This window comes from Streptomyces sp. NPDC002057 (genome assembly GCF_040296665.1).
GTDB lineage: Bacteria > Actinomycetota > Actinomycetes > Streptomycetales > Streptomycetaceae > Streptomyces.
Genome location: NZ_JBEOXR010000075.1, coordinates 14,530 through 32,670, shown reverse-complemented (window position 1 = coordinate 32,670; position 18,141 = coordinate 14,530). Strand labels below are relative to the sequence as shown.

At 73.1% G+C, this 18,141-nt stretch carries 15 protein-coding genes and 1 pseudogene; 7 read left to right on the top strand and 9 right to left on the bottom strand.

All coding sequences use genetic code 11. The features are described 5' to 3' along the window. Positions 1–96: 96 nt before the first annotated feature. Positions 97–594: pseudogene (locus ABT129_RS35270) on the bottom strand (DoxX family membrane protein); the annotation flags it as partial. A gap of 6 nt (positions 595–600) precedes the next feature. Next, complete coding sequence (locus ABT129_RS35265) at positions 601–1,263, bottom strand: hydrolase (protein ID WP_351909848.1); 663 nt, start codon at positions 1,261–1,263, stop codon at positions 601–603. A gap of 297 nt (positions 1,264–1,560) precedes the next feature. Between ABT129_RS35265 and ABT129_RS35260 the strand changes: the two genes are divergently transcribed. The 3 genes from ABT129_RS35260 to ABT129_RS35250 all read left to right on the top strand — a co-directional run bounded on the left by ABT129_RS35260 (position 1,561) and on the right by ABT129_RS35250 (position 6,662). Continuing rightward, on the top strand, positions 1,561–2,562 hold the full coding sequence (locus ABT129_RS35260; protein ID WP_351909846.1) for an AraC-like ligand-binding domain-containing protein: 1,002 nt from the start codon (positions 1,561–1,563) through the stop codon (positions 2,560–2,562). Between the two features lie 214 nt (positions 2,563–2,776). After that, on the top strand, positions 2,777–3,811 hold the full coding sequence (locus ABT129_RS35255; RefSeq protein WP_351909844.1) for an AraC-like ligand-binding domain-containing protein: 1,035 nt from the start codon (positions 2,777–2,779) through the stop codon (positions 3,809–3,811). A 109-nt stretch (positions 3,812–3,920) separates the two neighbouring features. Further along, complete coding sequence (locus ABT129_RS35250) at positions 3,921–6,662, top strand: ATP-binding protein (RefSeq protein ID WP_351909842.1); 2,742 nt, start codon at positions 3,921–3,923, stop codon at positions 6,660–6,662. 86 nt (positions 6,663–6,748) lie between these two features. On the opposite strand, the gene ABT129_RS35245 is transcribed toward ABT129_RS35250, so the two are convergent. The 5 genes from ABT129_RS35245 to ABT129_RS35225 form a co-directional block, all read right to left on the bottom strand. Continuing rightward, positions 6,749–7,591: an alpha/beta hydrolase gene (locus tag ABT129_RS35245; protein ID WP_351909840.1), complete on the bottom strand. Its 843-nt coding sequence runs from the start codon at positions 7,589–7,591 to the stop codon at positions 6,749–6,751. Between the two features lie 78 nt (positions 7,592–7,669). After that, positions 7,670–8,527 carry an alpha/beta fold hydrolase gene (locus tag ABT129_RS35240; protein WP_351909838.1) on the bottom strand — a complete coding sequence of 286 codons (858 nt, stop codon included), beginning with the start codon at positions 8,525–8,527 and terminating at the stop codon, positions 7,670–7,672. Between the two features lie 103 nt (positions 8,528–8,630). Continuing rightward, positions 8,631–9,632 carry a helix-turn-helix domain-containing protein gene (locus ABT129_RS35235; RefSeq protein ID WP_351909836.1) on the bottom strand — a complete coding sequence of 334 codons (1,002 nt, stop codon included), beginning with the start codon at positions 9,630–9,632 and terminating at the stop codon, positions 8,631–8,633. 241 nt (positions 9,633–9,873) lie between these two features. After that, entirely contained in the window at positions 9,874–10,524 is a 651-nt protein-coding gene (locus tag ABT129_RS35230) for a fasciclin domain-containing protein (protein WP_351909834.1), read from the bottom strand. A gap of 67 nt (positions 10,525–10,591) precedes the next feature. After that, positions 10,592–12,166 (bottom strand): molybdopterin-dependent oxidoreductase, encoded by a 1,575-nt coding sequence (locus ABT129_RS35225; protein ID WP_351909832.1) that lies wholly within the window; start codon positions 12,164–12,166, stop codon positions 10,592–10,594. Positions 12,167–12,342: 176 nt separating this feature from the next. Between ABT129_RS35225 and ABT129_RS35220 the strand changes: the two genes are divergently transcribed. Then, complete coding sequence (locus ABT129_RS35220; protein WP_351909830.1) at positions 12,343–12,888, top strand: GNAT family N-acetyltransferase; 546 nt, start codon at positions 12,343–12,345, stop codon at positions 12,886–12,888. A gap of 66 nt (positions 12,889–12,954) precedes the next feature. Here the strand turns inward: ABT129_RS35220 and ABT129_RS35215 are convergent, their stop codons facing one another. Next, positions 12,955–13,923: a LysR family transcriptional regulator gene (locus tag ABT129_RS35215; RefSeq protein WP_351909828.1), complete on the bottom strand. Its 969-nt coding sequence runs from the start codon at positions 13,921–13,923 to the stop codon at positions 12,955–12,957. 39 nt (positions 13,924–13,962) lie between these two features. Here ABT129_RS35215 and ABT129_RS35210 point away from each other — a divergent pair, with 39 nt between their 5' ends. Together ABT129_RS35210 and ABT129_RS35205 are read left to right on the top strand one after the other, a co-directional pair. Continuing rightward, the gene (locus ABT129_RS35210) at positions 13,963–14,856 is read left to right on the top strand and encodes a serine hydrolase (protein WP_351909850.1); all 894 of its coding nucleotides are present in this window, start codon (positions 13,963–13,965) and stop codon (positions 14,854–14,856) included. Between the two features lie 83 nt (positions 14,857–14,939). Beyond that, positions 14,940–15,962, top strand: a complete 1,023-nt coding sequence (locus ABT129_RS35205; protein WP_351909824.1) for an MBL fold metallo-hydrolase — start codon at positions 14,940–14,942, stop codon at positions 15,960–15,962. A 129-nt stretch (positions 15,963–16,091) separates the two neighbouring features. On the opposite strand, the gene ABT129_RS35200 is transcribed toward ABT129_RS35205, so the two are convergent. Beyond that, positions 16,092–17,228, bottom strand: a complete 1,137-nt coding sequence (locus ABT129_RS35200; RefSeq protein WP_351909822.1) for a hypothetical protein — start codon at positions 17,226–17,228, stop codon at positions 16,092–16,094. Positions 17,229–17,452: 224 nt separating this feature from the next. Between ABT129_RS35200 and ABT129_RS35195 the strand changes: the two genes are divergently transcribed. After that, entirely contained in the window at positions 17,453–18,052 is a 600-nt protein-coding gene (locus tag ABT129_RS35195; RefSeq protein WP_351909820.1) for a pentapeptide repeat-containing protein, read from the top strand. Positions 18,053–18,141 lie beyond the last annotated feature (89 nt).

Here is an 18,141-nt window from a genome sequence, read left to right as displayed (position 1 = left end):
CGGATCCCCGCGGATCCCCGACCTGGTCCCGGGCGGGGGGGCGGGCCCGGCCGGGCCGCTCCGCGCGGCGGGCGCACAGCGCCCGCCGCGCACGGTGGTCTGCGCCGCCGGGACCGGTCGGTGCAGGAGGAGCCGGGTGAGGAGCCCGCTGCCGAGACCGGCCGGCAGTGCGAGGGCCGCCCACCACAGCGGGTACGGGGTGAGGCCGAGGGCCTGATCGACGGACCAGGCTCCGGGGCCGGTGGCGGCCAGGGCGGCGGCGGTGCCGACGAGGACGAGCGGGTACTCGTAGCCGTCGTTCTGCACCCAGAGGCCGTTGTGCCGTTTCACGGTCAGGGCGACCGTCATGACCCCGATGACGCCGGTCGCGGCGAGCGGGGTCAGGAGACCGGCCGCGAGCAGCAGACCCGATCCGATCTGGCCACCGCCCGCCGCCAGGGCGGTGAGGACCCCGCCGCGGAACCCGTCGGCACGGAACTCCTCCGCGCCGCCCTCCAGGCCCTTGCCCCCCAGGTGTGAGCTGATCTTCTGCACCCCGTGGCCGGCGACGAGCAGGCCCACCAGCAGACGCAGGATCAGAATGCCGGTGTCCACGGGATGTCAGCCGGCCGCGTGCGCGCCGATGACGCTCTGCGCGTAGACGACCCCCAGGCCGTACGCGCCCGCGTGGGCCTTCACGATCTCCATGACGGCGCCGTACGTCTCCTGGCGCGCCCAGTCGCGCTGCAGCTCCAGAAGCACCTGGACCCAGGTCACCGGCACGGCGCCGGCGGCGAGCATCCGCTGGATCGCGTGCTCGTGGGCGGCCGGGCTGACGCCGCCGGACGCGTCGGTGACGACGTACACCTCGTACCCCTGCTCCAGCGCCGAGAGGGCGGGCAGGACGAGGCAGACCTCGGTCCACAGGCCGGAGAGGACGATCTTCGTACGTCCGGTCGCCTTCACCGCCGCCACGAGCGCCTCGTCCTCCCAGGCGTTCATGGACGTGCGGTCGATGGCCTCGTGCTTGGGGAACACCTCTGCGAGCTGGGGCAGCAGCGGCCCGGAGAACGACTCGGCGGCGACCGTGGTGAGGACGGTCGGAACGTCGAACGCCCGGGCCGCCTTGGCAAGGCCGACCGTGCTGTTGACGATCGCGGCGCGATCGCCGCTCCCGGTGCCGAAGAACATCTGCGGCTGGTGGTCCACGAAGAGCATGACGGCGTTGTCGGGGGTGAGGAGGTCCGCGCTCGGGGCGGCCTGCACCTTGTCGATGTCGAACATGAGGGGTCCTTTCGGAACGGGTCGTTGGCGTGCCCGCCGCGTTTCCGCCGCGGGGCACACAACGAAGCCTCGTCCGCCCCGCCCCGACGATTTCCCTCTCTGCGCACAGGGGCTAGCACCACAGCGCACAAGAGACCGACGCGCGTCACGACGCCGGTCATATGACCTATTCGCAGCGCCGATGCCACCTCCCACACTGGATCCGGGGGCTCGCGGGCCGCACACCCTCGCGGCCCGGCTCCCGGGCCGCACGCCCCCGCGCTCGGCTCCCCCGCACGACACGAACCGAGGAGTCCTGTGCACACCGTCCGCAGCACGGCGTCCGTTCCCGTCGCCGACCGGCCCGAGTGGTGGCAGCAAGGGGTACGGCACTGGCTGGCTCCGCTCCGGGTCCTCCCCGTCGGGGCGCGCTCCTGCACCGGGCTGCTCCGGGCCGATGACCTCGGGTACGTCCGCATGGTGTCGATCGAGGCCGGACCGATGCGGATCAGCAGGACTCCCCGGCTGGTGGCGACCGCGCCCGACGACCGGCTCGTCCTCGCCGCGCAGACGCGCGGGACCGCCGCGCTCCACCAGAACGGGCGGAGCGTCCTCGTCGAGCAGGGCGGGCTGGCGCTGCTCGATCTCCGCCGCCCCTTCGCGCTGGACCAGCGGACGGAGTTCCGCACGCTCCTCCTCCGCCTCCCCCGACCGGGGCTCGGCGCGTCGGCGAGCCGGGTCGACCGGGTCACGGGCAAGGCCTTCCCGACGACCGGTGGCGTCGGGGCGGTCATCGGAGCGTTCGTCGCCGGACTCGACGCCTGCGCCGCCGGGGCGTCCCCGGCGGTCCGGGACTGCTTGGGCGGCCAGCTCACCGACCTGATCGCCACCTGGATCGACGAGGCGGCCGAGGACCCGGGCGCGGGCAGGGACCAGCACCTCCCGCACCGGAACGGTCTCCAGCACCGGATCCACCTGCTCGCGCGCATACGCGGGTTCATCGACGAGCGTCTTCGCGACCCCGGTCTCTCGCCCTCGGTCATCGCCGAGAACCACCGCATCTCCCTTCGTTCCCTGCACCACCTCTTCGAGGCCGAGGAGACGACCGTCTGCCGGCTGATCAAGCGCCGACGCCTGGAGGAGTGCGCACGGGAGCTCGCCCGGCGCGGCGACGACCGCACCCTCACCGCCGTGGCGCAGGGTTGGGGCTTCCGGAGTCCGGCTCATTTCAGCCGCTCCTTCAAGGAGGCGTACGGACACGCTCCCCGACACGCCCGCCCCGACGGCCCCCCGGTGACGGTGCGCACCTCCTCGGGCTGATCGAGGGAGCGCGCGTTCCGGGTGGGCCCGCCCGGAGCCCCGTCGCGCGTGACCCGGACCGCTCGCGCCGGGAACGGCTCCACGGCCCCGATGCCCGTGCGTGCACTGTCGATGCCCTACGCCGCAGGGACGGGCCGTCGGCCGGGAAACACCTGGTCCGGCCCGGTTTCCGGTACCTAGACTGCAGCCCGAGCGGTCACGCAGGAGGGTTTCGATGACGACGACGACGTGGGGAACCTCTGCGCTTCCACTGGCGGATCGGGCCGACGCTCTGCGTCAGACCGTCAGGGAGCGGCTTGTCCCGGTCGAGTTGGTGCTGCCGCGGCGCGCGGACGACGTCTTCGCCGATGTGGCGATCACCAACCTGGGTTCCATGCAGGTCAGTTCGGTCAAGGCGAACCCGGCGAGGGTGCACCGTACGCCTCGGCTCGCCGACGCGGACGACTGGGAGGAGGTGCTGTTCGTCAGTCTGCAGGTCTCCGGAGAGAGTTCGGTGATCCAGGACGGGCGGCACGCCGTGCTGAGACCGGGCGAGATCGCCGTCTACGACACCCGGCGGCCGTACACCCTGCTCTTCGACCGGGGTGTCGACATGCACTTCTTCCGGATCCCGCTGAGCGACCTGGCCCTGCCCGACGCGGCCGTCGGCGAGGTCACGGCCCGCACCCTGGGCGCCGAGGGCACCGTCTCGGGGCTCACCGCCGGCTACCTCGCCCAACTGGCCGCCCATCCCCATCTGCGCACGGGGCCGGCCTCGGAGTTCCTCGCCTCGCCCAGCACGGAACTCGTCCGCGCCGCCATCGCGGCGGAGGCCGACCGCCCCACGCTCGGGGCGGGTCCGCTCCACGAGACGCTCGGCGTCCGCATCCTCGCGTACATGCGCACCCACCTCGCCGACCCCGGGCTCTCCCCGGCGTCGGTCGCCCGGGCCAACCACATATCCGTGCGCTACCTGTACGCGATCCTGGCGCGGGGCGGCGTCGGCTTCGGCGAGTGGGTGCGCACGCACCGCCTGGAAGCCTGCCGCAGAGAGCTCTCCCGTCGTCCGCCGAGCACGGACACCATCTCGGCGATCGCCCGCCGGTGGGGATTCAAGTCGACGTCGCACTTCAGCCGCGCGTTCAAGAACGCGTTCGGCGTCTCCCCGCAGGCCTGGCGCGACGCCCACGTCCTCGCCGTCCCCCCTTCCTCCGAGGCCGACGGGTGTGCCGTCCGTGCACACGTCATGCCCAGCACGGCACAGCTGTGACCGTCGCGCGGCTCTCCTCACCTCGCGCTCGAACACGCTGGCAATAATCGGTCGTTCGCGCCGGTGTGCGGGAAATCTCCCTGCGATCAGGGGACATGAGGGGGCTGTCTTGTCGTTGTCCGGTGGGAGGGGCCTGGTGGGCCGGGAGCGCGAGACGGGGCTCCTGGGACGCGTTCTCGACGAGGTCCGCGACGGCGTCGGCGGATCCGCGATCCTGCTCCGGGGGGAGGCGGGGATCGGCAAGACCGCCCTGCTGGACTGGACGGAGGCGCGTGCGCACGAGCACGGCTTCGCCGTCCTCCGCGCCGTCGGCGCCGAGGCCGAGGCCGAACTGCCCTTCGGGGCGCTCCACCAGGTCCTGTGGCCGCTGCTCGAACGGTCCCGGTCGCTGCCGCGCCGTCAGCGCGAGGCCCTGGAGAGCGCCCTCGGGCTCCGCGAGGGAATGCCACCCGGTGGGTTCATGGTCGGCGCCGCCGCCCTCGCGCTGCTCGCGGAGGCGGCGCGTGCCCGGCCACTGCTGCTGCTCGTGGACGATCTGCACTGGGTGGACTCATCGAGCACCGCGGTCTTCGCCTTCCTCCACCGTAGGGTCGGCGAACTCCCGCTGGCGATCGTCAGCACGACCCGGCCCGACGGCCCCGCCGTCGACGGCTGGCCCGCGCCCCCGGCGGACGTGGAGGCGCTGGGGCACGCGCAGGCCGCCGCGCTGCTGCGGCGGTCGCATCCGCGCCTCGCGGCCGTGACGGCCGACCGGGTCCTTCAGGAGGCCGGGGGCAACCCGCTGGCCCTGGTGGAGCTGCCGCTGCAACTGCACCGGGACCACGTCCGGGGCATCGTCCCGCTGCCGGACCGGCTCCCGCTGGGTGAGCGGCTGGAGCGGATGTTCGCCGACCGGATCGCCTCGCTCTCCGACGAGGCCGCCCGTGTACTGCTGCTGACCGCGCTCGGCGGCGCGGCGACGCGGACCATCGGAACATGGCTGCGGGCGGTGGCGGGCGAGGACTCCGACGAGGTGCTCGAACACATCACGGACAGCGGCCTGGCCCGCCTCGACGGCGCGGGCGGAGTGGCGTTCCGCCACCCCCTGGTCCGCAGCGCCGTCGTCTCCATGGCCTCGGGGACGGAGCAGCGGGCGGCGCACCGGGTCCTCGCCGACGGCCTGCCCGCGGACGATCCACGCCGGCTGGTCCACGAGGCGTCCGCCGCGCTCCTCCCCGACGAGGGCCTGGCCGGCCGGCTGGAAGCGGCCGGGCAGCGGATCGCGCGGCGCGGCGGTGACGCGGAGGGGGCGCTGCTCCTGGACCGCGCCGCCGTGCTCAGCACCGACCCGGACGCCCGCGCCCGGCGGCTGACCTGGGCGGCCGTCACGGCGGCCCGGAGCGGGCAGCTGCGGTACACCGCGCGGCTCGTCGAGGAGCTGAAGCGCGGCCCGGTGCCACCGGACATCGCCCCGCTGTTCGCGTACGCGGTCGTGTACGTGGACCAGAGCCACCGGGTGGACTTCGCCTCCTCCGTCGCCCTGCTGCCCGAGGCGCTCGACGCGCTGGCGGCGCGGGACACCGAGGCGTTCGGCGGGCTGGCCGAGCAGGTGTACTTCAAGCTGTTGCTCGCCGCCACGTACACCGACGACCTCCGAGCCTGGCGCGCCCTGGAGCGGCATCGGGCGCACGTCTCCCCGCTGGCCCGGCTCTGTCATCGCGCCTGGTCCGACCCGGCCCGTACGGCTCACGGGGTGTCCGAGGAACTGTGGGCGCTGGTCGAGGGGATGAGCGCGGAGCAGGAGGCCGGCGGCGGCTGGCTGCTGCTGTGGACCGCGTCCGCCGTCGACGTCGCGCACGGGGAGCTGTGGCGGCGCTTCACCGGCCAGCACGCGTACGCGACACAGGGCTCGATCGCGAAGGCCAGGAGCTACCAGGACTACCTGCACGGCCGCTGGGACACGGCCGAGGAGTGTCTGCGGGAGGCGGAGGCGGCCGACGAGCTCGGCTACCACTGCAACGCGCTGATGTTCCGGCTCTACCACGCGCACTTCCTCGCCGGGCGGGGGGACGAAGCGGGCCTGGAGGAGGCCGAGCGACTCGTCCGGCCCGCGGCGCAGCGGGCCGGGATGCGGTTCGTCACCGGCCGGCTCACACACCTGCGGGGGCTCGTGGCCCTGGCCCACGGGCGGTACGAGGAGGCGTGGTCGTACGTCTCGACGCTCACCCCGCCGGGTGTCCTGCCACGTGGTCTGCCCTGGTTCCACCTGCTGTTCCTCGATGTCGTCGAGGCTGCCGTGCACACCGGCCGGCGGCGGGACGCCGAGGCGCACCTGGCGGCCGGACGCGCGGCGCGGATGACGGAGATCTCCCCGCACCACGCCTTCCTCTTCACCGCCGCCGTCGCCCTGGCCGCCCCGGACGAGGAGGCGGAGTCCGGGTTCCGGGACGCGTACGCCGTGCCCGGGGCCGAAGAGTGGGTCTTCGAACTGGCCCGGCTGCGGCTCGCGCACGGTTCCTGGTTGCGGCGCCGGCGCCGCGCGGAGGCCCGGGACGTGCTGGGCGAGGCTCGCCGTACCTTCCGGGAGCTGCGGGCCGTGCCGTGGGTGGAACGCTGTGAGCAGGAGCTGCGGGCGGCCGGCCATCCCGTGGGGCCGGCGGCGCGTGGGCCCGGGCTGTTGACCGGGCAGGAGTCGCGGATCGCCGAACTCGCGGCGACGGGTCTCTCGAACAAGGCGATCGGCGCCCGTCTGCGGCTGTCTCCGCGTACGGTCGCCGCCCATCTGTACAAGATCTTCCCGAAGTTGGGGATCACCTCCAGGGCGGCCCTCGCGCAGGCCCTGCGCGGCGATGAGGGGCGGCCGCAAGGCTGAATGCCGGGCGGGGGCGGTGGGTGCGTGCCCGTGGGTACGTGCCCGTGGGTACGCGCCCACCACCCCCGCCCGGGTGTCGATCCGCGTCAGGCGGCGAAGCGCCGCACGAAGGCGAGCGCGGTGTCGGCGACCTCGCGCCAGCCGTTGTCGATGGTCAGCGCGTGGCCGCGGCCCTTCATCTCCACGATCTCGGTGACCGCGCTCTCGTTGCGCTGCTGCTTCTTGAAGGAGGCGTGGGCGATCGCCCACGGCACGGTGTTGTCCTTCTCGCCCGAGATGACGAGGAGCGGGCCGCGTTCCGGGTGGAGGGTGTCGACCTTCACCTCGGTCCACGGGTTGATGTTCGCCGCGGCCGCCTGGAAGAGCGGTTCACCGGGGGCGGGCACGGCGAACTCCTCGTACAGGTGCTTGGCCTCCACCTCGCTGACCGCGTTCGCGAAGGAGTAGCGGAACTGGTCGTACGTGAGGGGTACGGCCCGGTGGTAGTTGGCCGGGTTGCCCAGGACCGCGCTCGCCGCGCGCAGCGAGGAGACCGGCAGCGGAAGGACGCCCCGGAACGGAGCGGGATCGATGGCCACCGACGCGGCCGCGAGGCCTCGACCGGCGACCATCTGCGTGATGAGGCCTCCGAAGGAGTGCCCGACGACGACCGGCTTCCGGTCCAGACGTCCGATCAGATCGGCGAAGTGGTCGGCGACCTGGCCCACGCTCTTGCCGGCGAAGACCTCGGGGTGGGCGTTGGCCTCGGCCACGGTCTCCGGGTCGTCGGGCCACCCCGGCGTCAGGGGTGCGAAGCCGGCGTCCTCGAAGACCCGTGCCCACCGCTCCCAGCTGCTGGGGAGCAGCCAGAGGCCGTGGACGAAGACCACGGGGGTGCGGTCTCCCCGGTTGATGCGCTCGATGCTGTCGAGATCGGCCGATGCGCTCATGACTCATGTCCTTACTGGTGAGGGGCGGGGCGGGTGAGGGGCCGGACGGGTCCCCCGGCCGGACTTCTCCGGGGGTTCTCAGGACCGGGCGGCGGGGACGGAGCGGGCGGCCGACCTGATGAGCTCGGCGACCGCGCCGGGGCGGCTCCGCAGGGGCAGGTGCGAGCTGGGTACCTCCACCGTGCGCGAGCCCGCGCGGTGCGCCTGGAAGCGCTGCAGCTCCGGCACGATCCCCCGGTCCCGCGTGGCGACGAGGTTCCAGGACGGGATCGTCCGCCAGGCCGCCGCCGTGGCCCGGTCCCCGAACGCGCTTGCGCTGAACGGCCGTTGTACGGCCTCCAGTTCCCGGGCCGTGGAGGCCGAGACGTCCTGGCAGAAGACCGGGTGGAACCGGTCCGCACGGATGTACAGATCGAGGCCGGGCGCCCCGTCGGGACCCGGCGCGGGCACCGCCGTGAGCGCGGGGTCCAGCAGGGAGCCGGGGAATCGCGCCGACAGCTCCCCCAGGACCTCGCCCACGTCGGGCACGAACGCGGCGACGTAGACGAGGGCCCTGACGTCCGCGGCACCGGCGGCCGCTTCCGTGACCACCGCGCCTCCGTAGGAGTGCCCGGCCAGGACGACCGGCCCCGGAAGCGTCGCGAGGACGGACCGTACGTGGGCCGCGTCGGTGGACAGTCCGCGCAACGGGTTGGCGACCGAGCGCACGGTGTACCCCCACCGCCGCAGGTGCGCGGTCACCGGCCCCCAGCTCGAACCGTCCGCGAAGGCTCCGTGGACGAGAACGATCGTCGGCTTCTCCGTGTGGTGCCGGCCGGTCGCGCCGTCCGCCGCGTGGGCGGGCGCGGCGGGCAGCCCCGTGGTGGCGGCACCCGCCGCCATCGCGGCTCCCGCGGCCACGATGCCGCGGCGGCTCACCGGATGGGATTCGGTCATGTCGTCGTGCTCCTCGGGCAGGTGGGATTCGCCCTCACGCTAGGAAGGCGTCGCCCCGCGTGGGATGAAGGGCCGTGCAAGGGGGTGTCCCGACGACGCACGTCTACCGCGCGGGAGCCGGGTCGTGGTCGCCGCACCGGAGGCGGTGCCAGTCGCTGGGCGAGATCCCGTAGACGGCGCGGAAGCAGCGGCTGAAGTGGGCGGAGCTGGTGAATCCCCAGCGCCTGGCGACCGCCGACACCGACACCGAGGGCACCCCCGTCCTGCCCAGTTCGCGGCGGCACTCCTCCAGTCGACGCCGCTGGATCCACCGGCTGAGCGTGGTGCCCTCGTGGACGAAGACCTTGTGCACGTGGCGGACCGACACATGGTGGTGGGCGGCGATCGTCTCCGGGCGGAGGGAGCGATCGCCCAGGTTCTGGTTGACGAAGACACGGATGCGGTGCGCCATGTCGAGGTGGGCGGCGTGGTGGCCGGTCTCCCCGGTGCCCGTAGGGGGCGGGGCGGTCAGCTCCGCGGACAGGGTGCCGAGCAGGTCGGCGACGGTGCCGGCGAGCCCGTGGGCGACAGGACCCGGGGAGGTGGTGACGAGGTCCGCGACGGTCGTCAGGAGCGGCGCGAGGAGGGGGACGACCCCCTCGCCGGTCCGCGGGTGGACGCCCCACAGCACGTCCGCCCGTGCGGCGGGCAGCCCCAGGAAGCCCCGGGGGAACCTGAGGAGATGGAGACGGAAGTCGTCAAGCTCCGTCACCGCGAACGGGGCGGCCATGTCGAGGACGAGGACGTCGCCCGGCGCGCAGGGAAGCGTACGGCCGTGGGTGGTGATCCGAGCCGTGCCCGCGGTGTGGATGCCGACCCCGACGACGTCGTCGGCGTCGCCGGCCTCGTACGGAAGGGTGGTACGGGAAGCAGGACGGGGGGTCGGGAGCACGGACGACGGGCCCACGAGGCGCTGCGGGGCGCCCTCGGTGGTGGTGACCCGGAGGACTCCCCAGCGGTGGGACGTGCTTCTGCCGCTGAAGGACAGTCCGGTGGGGAGGTGGAGCTCCTCGCGCGGGTGGGACCGGTGGTCGGCGACGGGCACGGTGGTGGACGCCGGGCGCATGAAACCCCCTGGTGCGACGTGTCGTTCGGCGGAGCGCCGGCTGACGGTCGGCAGCCGGGTGAGCCCGGGACGGGTGTCCCGGACCGCACCTTCGAGTCTGCTCACACACGTACGCGGAGGGTTAGGTCATCTGACTGTGCCCCGGGAGGCGCCGCTGCCGTGCTCCCCGAGCGGAGACGAGAAGCAGCCGTGGTGCCCCCGGACCCAGGGGACACCACGGCTGCCTCACCGGTAGGAGGGCCTACTTGGGCATGAGGACGGTGTCGACGATGTAGACGGTGGCGTTGGCGGTGGGAACGTTGCCGCAGACGACCTTGGAGGTCTCGTTGACGGTGTACGCCTCACCCGAGCCCTTCGTGGTGACCGTGCCCTTCTGGAGGGTCTCGAAGGAGCCGTTCTCCAGCTGCTTCGGGGTGAGCTTCTGGCCGACGACGTGGTACGTGAGGATCTTGGTGAGCGTGGCCTTGTCGGCCAGGACCTTGTCCAGGTCGGCCTTCGGGATCTTCGCGAAGGCCTCGTTGGTCGGGGCGAACACGGTGATGTCCTTGGCGTTGTTGAGGGTGTCCACCAGGCCGGCCTGCTTGACCGCCGCCACCAGGGTGGACAGCTCCGGGTTGTTCGAGGCGGCCGTGGCGACGGGGTCCTGCGCCATGCCGGCGAAGGAACCGGCACCGTCCTTCGGCACGGAGGCACAGGCCGGACCGAAGGGGCCGTCCGCGGCCTGGTCGGCACCGGTGGAGGGCGAGCCCTCCTTCGTCGCGGACTCCGAGGCCTGGGAACCCGCCTCGGCCTTGGTGTCCGAGCCGGAGTCCGAACAGGCGGCCAGCGAGAGGGGCAGCACCGCGGCGGCGGCCACGGCGACGGCGACGCGACGGAGGCGAAGAGCGTTCATGGTGGAGATCTCCTTGGAAAAAAGGGGGGTTGAGAGTGTTCGGTCAGTGGGTCAGTGGGTCATTGGGTCAGTCCGCGGTGACCACGACGGAGTGCCATCCACTGGCGCCGTCGGGCACGGTCCGCGTGCGTCGTTCGGTCTGGGTCTCGCCGGTGCGGTCGGTGGCACGGACGGTGAGCGTGTGCGTCCCGGGGACGGCCCGCCAGGGAAAGGACCACTGGCGCCAGGTGTCGCGGGTGGCCTCGGGGGCGAGGTCGGCGGGCTGCCACGGGCCGTCGTCGACGCGGATCTCGACGCGGTCGATGCCGCGGTGCTGCGCCCAGGCGACCCCGGCGACCATCACGGTTCCGGTCTTGGGGCGCCCGAACGGCTTGGGGGTGTCGATGCGGGCCTGGGTCTTGATGGGCGCCTTGCGGGCCCACTTCCGCTTCACCCAGTAGGGGTCGTAGGCGTCGAAGGTGGTGAGCTCGATGTCCTCGATCCACTTGCAGGCCGACACGTACCCGTAGAGGCCGGGGACGAGCATGCGGACCGGAAAGCCGTGCTCGAAGGGAAGCGGCTCGCCGTTCATGCCGACGGCGAGCAGCGCGTCGCGGCCGTCCATGACGTCCTCCACCGGAGACCCCAGCGTCATGCCGTCCACCGAACGTGCCACCAGCTGATCCGCCGTGCCGCCTCGGGACGGGGGACGCACACCGGCCTCGGCGAGCAGCTCGGACAGGCGCGCGCCGAGCCAGCGGGCGTTCCCGACGTACGGCCCGCCGACCTCGTTGGACACACAGGTCAAGGTGATGTCCCGCTCGATCAGCTCACGCCGCAGCAGGTCGTCGAAGGAGAGCCGCAGTTCCCGCCGTACTCCCTTGCCGTGGATCCGCAGTGACCACTCCCCCGTGGTCACCTTGGGAACCACGAGGGCGGTGTCGACGCGGTAGAAGTCCCTGTTCGGCGTGGTGAACGGGCTGACGCCCGGAACCCGCAGCGCCGCTCCGGCGGGAACCGGGGGCGCCGTCGAGACGGGCCGGGGCAGCACCACGGCCGCCCTCGAAGCGACGGCGTCCCGCGCACTCGACGAGTTCAGCGCCCGTCCGACCCCACCCGCCACGGTTCCGCCGACAGCGGCCGCTCCGGTCGCCACCAGAAATCGCCGACGGTCCCACGCCCGTCCCGCGTCGGCGTCCCGGCTCTCCGGCCGCGCCGTGAGCAGGCCGGCCAGGACGTACAGGAGCACGCCGCCGATCAGGCCACCGACGAGGGACGGCACCGCGTCGGAGAAGGACTCCGAGTCCGGCCGCTCCAGAGCCGCGGCCGCACCGACCACACCGAACAGCGCCACTCCCGCCGCGGCGATCCGTCGCCACCGGAGGGAGAGCACGCCCAGTCCCATGGCCAGCAGGGCGATCACCACCAGGATCCCGGCCTGCAGGACGAGCTTGTCGTTCGTCCCGAAGTTCCGGATCGCCCAGTCCTTCACCGCGGCGGGCGTACGGTCGATCGCTCCGCCGCCGACCGCCGTCAGCGGACCGGACTCCGGCCTCACCCACGCGGACACCAGCTCCGCCGCGGCCAGGGCGGCGTAGCCGGAGACCAGGCCCGCGAGGGCCGCCCACAGCGCGCGTACGAGAACGGTCTTGTTGTTGCTCACGGGGGGACTTCGGTGCCGCGCCCGTGGCGGATGGGTGGCTCACCCCACCCAGTGAGAATCCGCCGCGAGGTTGACGGCCTCCGCCCTGGGACGGACGACCGCTGTCCATGGCGCGCCCGCATCCGCGCCCGTCCCGCCGGGCCTCCGTGTCAGTGCCGCCTGAGATGCTCCCCCGTATGAAGCGCGAGATGGTGCCGGACCTCGTCCAGATCACCGGGGCGCACGAGGTCACCCCCGGGCTGCGGCGTCAGCTCGTCGACTGCTGGATCGCCGTCACGAACACGGGTGGCGCCGCGGGGTTCCCCTTCCCGCCCGTCCGCGACGGCGAGGTCGCACCCGTCGCGGACGAGCTCCTCGCCGGTCTCCACCCGGCGCGCGGGCGACTCGTCGTCGCCACGTGCGGTGAGGCTCTCGCCGGATGGGTCGTCCTGAAGATCGATCCCTTCCGACTCGTGGCGCACTGGGGCACCGTCCATCACCTCCAGACCCATCCCGGCTTCCGAAGCCGGGGCGTCGGATCCGCGCTCATGCGGGAGCTGCGGAGGATCGCGCGTGACGAGCTCGGGCTCGAACAGCTCCGGCTCGCGGCCCGGGGCGGGGAGGGGCTGGAGGAGTTCTACGGCCGCCTCGGATGGCGTGAGGTCGGCCGGTGGCCAGGAGCCCTGCGCTTCACGCCCGACGACACGCGGGACGAAGTCCTGATGCTTCTCGATCCGCTCTGACCGACAGCCCGTGACCTCAGTCGTCCGCCTCGATGTCAGCCTGTCGCCTCAGTCGGCCCCTCGATGTCAGCCCGACCCGTCGTAGACCACGGACCACGGGCGGCGTGGCTCAGGGGTGGCGCGGGCACGGTCGTGGCCGCGCGGGGTCGCCGTACGGTCGCGGGCGAGGACGTCGGCGGCGAGGTCCGCGAAGTGGGAGGCCGCCGGGTGGGCGGAGCGTCCCGAGGGCCAGGCGCCGGTGGTCCGCTGGGTGAGGGGCCGGTTCGCCAGTGGACGCCAGACGACGCGGGGCTCCTTGCGGGCCACCGGCCCCTGGTCGAAAGCGACGCCGTGCCCCGCGTGGACGAGCGCGAGCAGGAACTCGGGGTTGGAGGCGTGCCGCAGACGTCCCGGCACGAAGCCCGCCGCGCGGCAGGTGTCGAGGATCCGGTCGTACCAGCCGGTCGCCTGCGCGCGCGGGAAGAGCACCAGGTCGTGCCCGGCCAGTTCGGCGAGGCCGACCTCGGGCAGCCGGGCCAGCGGCGAGGTGCGGGGAAGCACGACTCCGAGGTCCACGCGTACCTCGGGGCCGAGGCGGAGCTCGGTCACGTCCACGGGCTGGTGGACGAGGCCGACGTCGAGCCCACCGGAGGCGAGCAGCCGCAGCTGCTCCTCGGTGGTGATCTCCTGGAGGTCGACGGACAGGCCCGGGGAGTGCTCCGCGCAGGCGGCGAGCAGCGTCGACAGGGTGGCGACGGTGGTGTCGGGGGGCACGCCCGCGCGGAGGGTGCCCAGACCACCGTCCCCGGCGCGGCCGGCCAGCATCCGCAACCGCTCCTCCCGGGCCAGGAGATCGCGGGCTTCGTCCAGGATCACCATGCCGGCGGCGGTCAGTCGGACCTGGCGGTGCGATCGGTCGAACAGTTCGGCGCCGAGATCCCTCTCCAGTCTGCGGACCGCCTGGCTGAGGGGCGGCTGGGCCATGCCGAGCTGGTCGGCGGCCCGGCTGAAGTGCAGCTCGTCGGCGACGGCGACGAAGATACGCAGGTGGCGCAAGAGATCCACAGTGAGGGACCTTACGTGAGGGGCGAACCGATGGTCGAGGAACGGATACGCGAGGTCTTCGCGGGAGCGGGCGCCGAGGGTCTGCTGCACGCGGTCCCCGTCCTCGGGGGGCCGGGAGCCGACGAGGTGGATGTGGGCGCGGACGAGTCCGTCGTGATCGCCTCGCTCTTCAAGGTGCTGCTGGTGCTGGAGTTCGCCCGGCAGGTGGCCGCCGGCCAGCTCGACCCCGGTGAGAGGGTTCGGGTGACGGCGGCGGACCGGCTCGGAGGCTGGGGCACGGCCGGTTGCGCGGACGACGTCGAGCTGTCGCTGCGCGATCTGGCGTTCTTCGCGATCTCGGTGAGCGACAACTCGGCGGCGGATCTCCTCCTCGCCCGGGTCGGTCTGGACACGGTGCGGCTCCTCGCCGCCGAGCTGGGGCTCGAAAGGACCCGGATCGTGGGCGGTCCCCGTGACGTCCTGGAGGCGATGCTCGCGGAGGTCGGCGCACGCGACGAGGCGGAGTTCGCCCGCGTGTACCCGGCTCTGCCCGACGAGCACAAGAGACGGCTGAGCGTGCTGGATCCGCTGCGGACCAACGCCGCCACGCCCCGTGAGATCACCCGGCTGCTGCGTCTCGTCTGGTGTGACGAGGCGGGCCCGGCGGACGCCTGCGCGCGGGTGAGGGAGCTCATGGCCCGCCAGGTCTTCCGGCACCGGCTGGTGTCGGGGTTCCCGGACGAGGTGACGGTCGCGGCGAAAACGGGGACTCTTCCGGGGCTGCACATGGAGGCCGGGGTCGTGACGTATCCCGACGGCGGCCGCTACGCGGTCTCCGTCTTCGTCCGCACGCGCGAGCTGACCGCCTCGCGGCCGGCGGTGGACGCCGCGATAGGCGCGGCGGCCAGGATCGCCGTCGATTCCCTTCGTGGAAGGGGTCTCTGACCAGGTCTCATACGTCTGCGCATATGACGGGACGCGCGTTCCGATCTTGGACGGCGGGGGTGGCGTCCTGATCTCCTGACGCCATGAGCGACGACACAGACGTACAGCGCCCGAAGCGGCGCCTCCAGGAATTCGGCCGGCGCGCGGTGCTGCGCGGTGCCGCCGTCGGCGCGGTCGGCGCGGCCACCCCGCTGCTCTCCGCCACCGCCTCGAACGCCGCTTCCACGGCAACGGCAGGTGGCGGACCGGCAGCCGGTTCGGCGTCCTTCCGCTGGCTGGGCACCTCCGGCTGGCGCATCGACGTCGGCGGCCGGACCGTACTCTTCGACCCGTACATCACCCGGTTCAAGACCGGCCTGTTCGACGGGGCCTTCAAGCCGGACACGAAGCTGTCGTCCGACCCCGAGCTGATACGGAAGCACATCGGCCACCCCGAGATCGTCCTGGTCAGCCATGCCCACTGGGACCACATCGCCGACGTCCCCCACATCGCGAAGTCCACCGGCGCCCGTGTCATCGGCACCGAGACGACGTTCCACCTCCTGGTCGCCTCCGGTGTCGACCCGGAGCAGATCTCGGTGGTGAAGGGCGACGAGGTGCTGGACTTCGGCGGAATCACCGTCGAAGTCGTCGCGAGCCTGCACAGCCGCAACAAGCGGCACACCTACTTCGCCCCGGGCACGCTCAACGCGCCGCCCGCAGCCGCCCCGATGACCATCTCCGACCTGCCCGAGGGCGACACGCTCGCCTTCCAGGTCACGGTCGGCACCGACGGCCCCTCGGCCTTCCTGATGGGCGCAAGCGACTTCTCCGAGCGGGCCGTGGCGGGACTGAGCCCCGATCTCGCGATGATCGCGGTACCGTCCAGCACCTCGACCTCCCGCTACGTGCCCCGACTGCTGCGGACGCTGGGCCGGCCCGGCGTCGTCGTGCCGGTCCACTGGGACAACTTCGAGGAACCGCTCGCCGATCCGCCGCGCCGCGACCCGGCGATGGACCTGGACGCCTTCGTCGCCCAGGTCCACCAGGAGTCTCCGACGAGCCGGATCGTCCTCCCGGACTACCTCACCACGTACGGCGCGGACATGCGCCCGAGGCAACGCTGACCCACGCGCGCCGACACCCGCCTCGGCAACGGCCGTTGCGCCGCACCTCCACCGCCGGCGGCTCGACGGCCGGCTGGGTCGGCCCGGGGTCGGCTCGGTCGGCCCCGACGGGCAAGGCCCGGGCGGCTCCTACTGGAAGCTGAGCCGGTGCGGGTGCGCCGGATCGACGGGACAGGTGTGGACGCGCATCACGCCACGGCCCAGGTAGACGCCGACCGGGTCGATCACCGTCGGGTCGTCGGCCGCGTCCCGGTCCTCGACCGGCAGCCAACTCCTCGACGCGCCGTCGCATTCGCCCTGGTCGACGGTGAGGAGGGGAGGCATCGGTGTGCCGCAGACCGCGCAGTCGACCGGTGCGGGATCGGTGAGGTGCCAGGAGGCGAAGCCGCCCACCTTCCATCCCGGGGCGAGGGACAGATCCCCCATGTAGTCGACCTCGTACCTCTCCTCCGCTCGCGCCCGGGCCATCGCGGCCTCGTACTCCTCGTAGGTCTCGTAGCTCCGAGGCGCGGAGGAGGCGCGACCGCCCTCGCCGCACCCGCACTCGTCCTCGCCGCATCCGCCCTCGTCGCACCCGTCCTCGCCGCACCCGTCCTCGTCCAGCAGGCGCTCCTCCCAGTCGGAGATGTCCTCCTGGAGTCCTTCGCTCAGCAGCCCCATGTACTCGTGCTCGAGGACCCGTTCGGGGTGCAGCACGCACGGGGTGGGTACACATTCCTCACGGCCCGCCACCGGAGGCTCGGGCTGGTCCGCCAGGACCTCCTGGACCTCGTGCGAGCGCCGCCACTTCAGCACGACGTCGATGGCGCGGTCAGGTCCGTGGACCTCGAAGGGACACCAGAGCACCTGGAGCAGGTCGTGGCCCTCCGGTCCGACGAGGTCGGGGACGTCCCTCGTGTACAGCTGGGCGACGGCCAACAGCGGGAGAGGATCCTCGTCCCGGAGGCCCGGGGCGTGCCGCCCCGGGTTGATGGCGTCGAGGATCCCCCGCTCCTCTTCGGAGAGGTCGCGCCCTCGCGCCTCGGCGAGCACGCGCCGCTTGAGGCGCACGCCGGCCGTCTGGTGGCCGGTGCCCTTGGTGTGCACCACGGCGCAGACCGGCCACGGCTCGTCGGCCGGCCACAGCAGCGGTCCCGCCACCGAGCTCTCCTCCGCCTGGGCGACGCCCTGACGGGGGTGCAGGCGCGTCGCCGTACGGCGATGGCCGGCGAGGGCGGGGAACTCGGCTTCGACATCGACGGGTCGCGGGGGCGTGGTGCGGGTCATGCGGTCCTCCCTGACGTTCGGCGTCGATGCTAGGCGCCGGTTCCCCCCTGGCTCTCCGTGGGGCCCGGAGAGCCAGGGGCGACGGAGCGCGTCACGGATCTGCCGGACGGTCAGGCAGGCGGTGACCGGCGGCCGAACCCGCCTCCCACCGGGGGCGTGTGACAGGCTTCCCGCACCAGTTCAAGCAGCAGCCGTGACCGACCCCAGAACGGAACAGTGCGCCCATGACCGACGAGAACAGCCACGCCACCGAGGTACGGGACCGGTGGGCCCGGCCGGAGAACGCCCCCGCACTCGACGGCATCCGCGCCGCGCTCGTCGGCGGCGGCGACTGGCGCGCCCTCGTGCGCGAGTGGACCCTGCCCTGGGAGACCGAGCACGACCTGGCCGGCATCCCGCTCGCGGGCGTGGCTCTCGGCGGCGTGGACCTGACGGGCGTCATCCTCAGCTACGCCGACCTGAACGGCTGCGACCTGAGCGGCTGCGACCTCACCGACGCGTTCCTGACGGGCACCGACCTGCGCGACGCCACCCTGGTGAACGCGACCCTCACCCGTGTCAACGCCGGGCTCTGCGACCTCAGCGGCGCCGACCTGAGCGGCGCGAACGCGGACGACGCCGTGTTCTCCCGCGCCCGCCTCGTCGGCACCCGCCTGGCCGGCGCCTCCCTGCGCCGGGTGAAGTTCGTCGCGGCCGAACTCGGTGACGCGGACTGCACGGGCGCGGACCTCTCGGGCGCGGTCGTGGTCGCGGCGAGGACGGCGGGCATCATCCTGGACGGCGCCCACCTGGAGGGGACCCGCCTCGGCGCACTGCGCCGGTGAGTCCTGGTGCTTCGGTCGTGCACCGGCCGAGGGGCGGGACCGAGGCACGCCGTACTCTTCCCCGAGTCCAACTGCCCCGGGAGACCCTC

What these genes read in the sequence shown, in the direction of transcription:
- ABT129_RS35235 (WP_351909836.1), bottom strand. Translation starts at nt 9,632, where the DNA reads ATGCGCCCGGCGTCCACCACCGTGCCCGTCGCCGACCACCGGTCCCAC.
- ABT129_RS35230 (WP_351909834.1), bottom strand. Translation starts at nt 10,524, where the DNA reads ATGAACGCTCTTCGCCTCCGTCGCGTCGCCGTCGCCGTGGCCGCCGCC.
- ABT129_RS35205 (WP_351909824.1), top strand. Translation starts at nt 14,940, where the DNA reads ATGAGCGACGACACAGACGTACAGCGCCCGAAGCGGCGCCTCCAGGAA.
- ABT129_RS35245 (WP_351909840.1), bottom strand. Translation starts at nt 7,591, where the DNA reads ATGAGCGCATCGGCCGATCTCGACAGCATCGAGCGCATCAACCGGGGA.
- ABT129_RS35255 (WP_351909844.1), top strand. Translation starts at nt 2,777, where the DNA reads ATGACGACGACGACGTGGGGAACCTCTGCGCTTCCACTGGCGGATCGG.
- ABT129_RS35210 (WP_351909850.1), top strand. Translation starts at nt 13,963, where the DNA reads ATGGTCGAGGAACGGATACGCGAGGTCTTCGCGGGAGCGGGCGCCGAG.
- ABT129_RS35200 (WP_351909822.1), bottom strand. Translation starts at nt 17,228, where the DNA reads ATGACCCGCACCACGCCCCCGCGACCCGTCGATGTCGAAGCCGAGTTC.
- ABT129_RS35265 (WP_351909848.1), bottom strand. Translation starts at nt 1,263, where the DNA reads ATGTTCGACATCGACAAGGTGCAGGCCGCCCCGAGCGCGGACCTCCTC.
- ABT129_RS35195 (WP_351909820.1), top strand. Translation starts at nt 17,453, where the DNA reads ATGACCGACGAGAACAGCCACGCCACCGAGGTACGGGACCGGTGGGCC.
- ABT129_RS35220 (WP_351909830.1), top strand. Translation starts at nt 12,343, where the DNA reads ATGAAGCGCGAGATGGTGCCGGACCTCGTCCAGATCACCGGGGCGCAC.
- ABT129_RS35240 (WP_351909838.1), bottom strand. Translation starts at nt 8,527, where the DNA reads ATGACCGAATCCCATCCGGTGAGCCGCCGCGGCATCGTGGCCGCGGGA.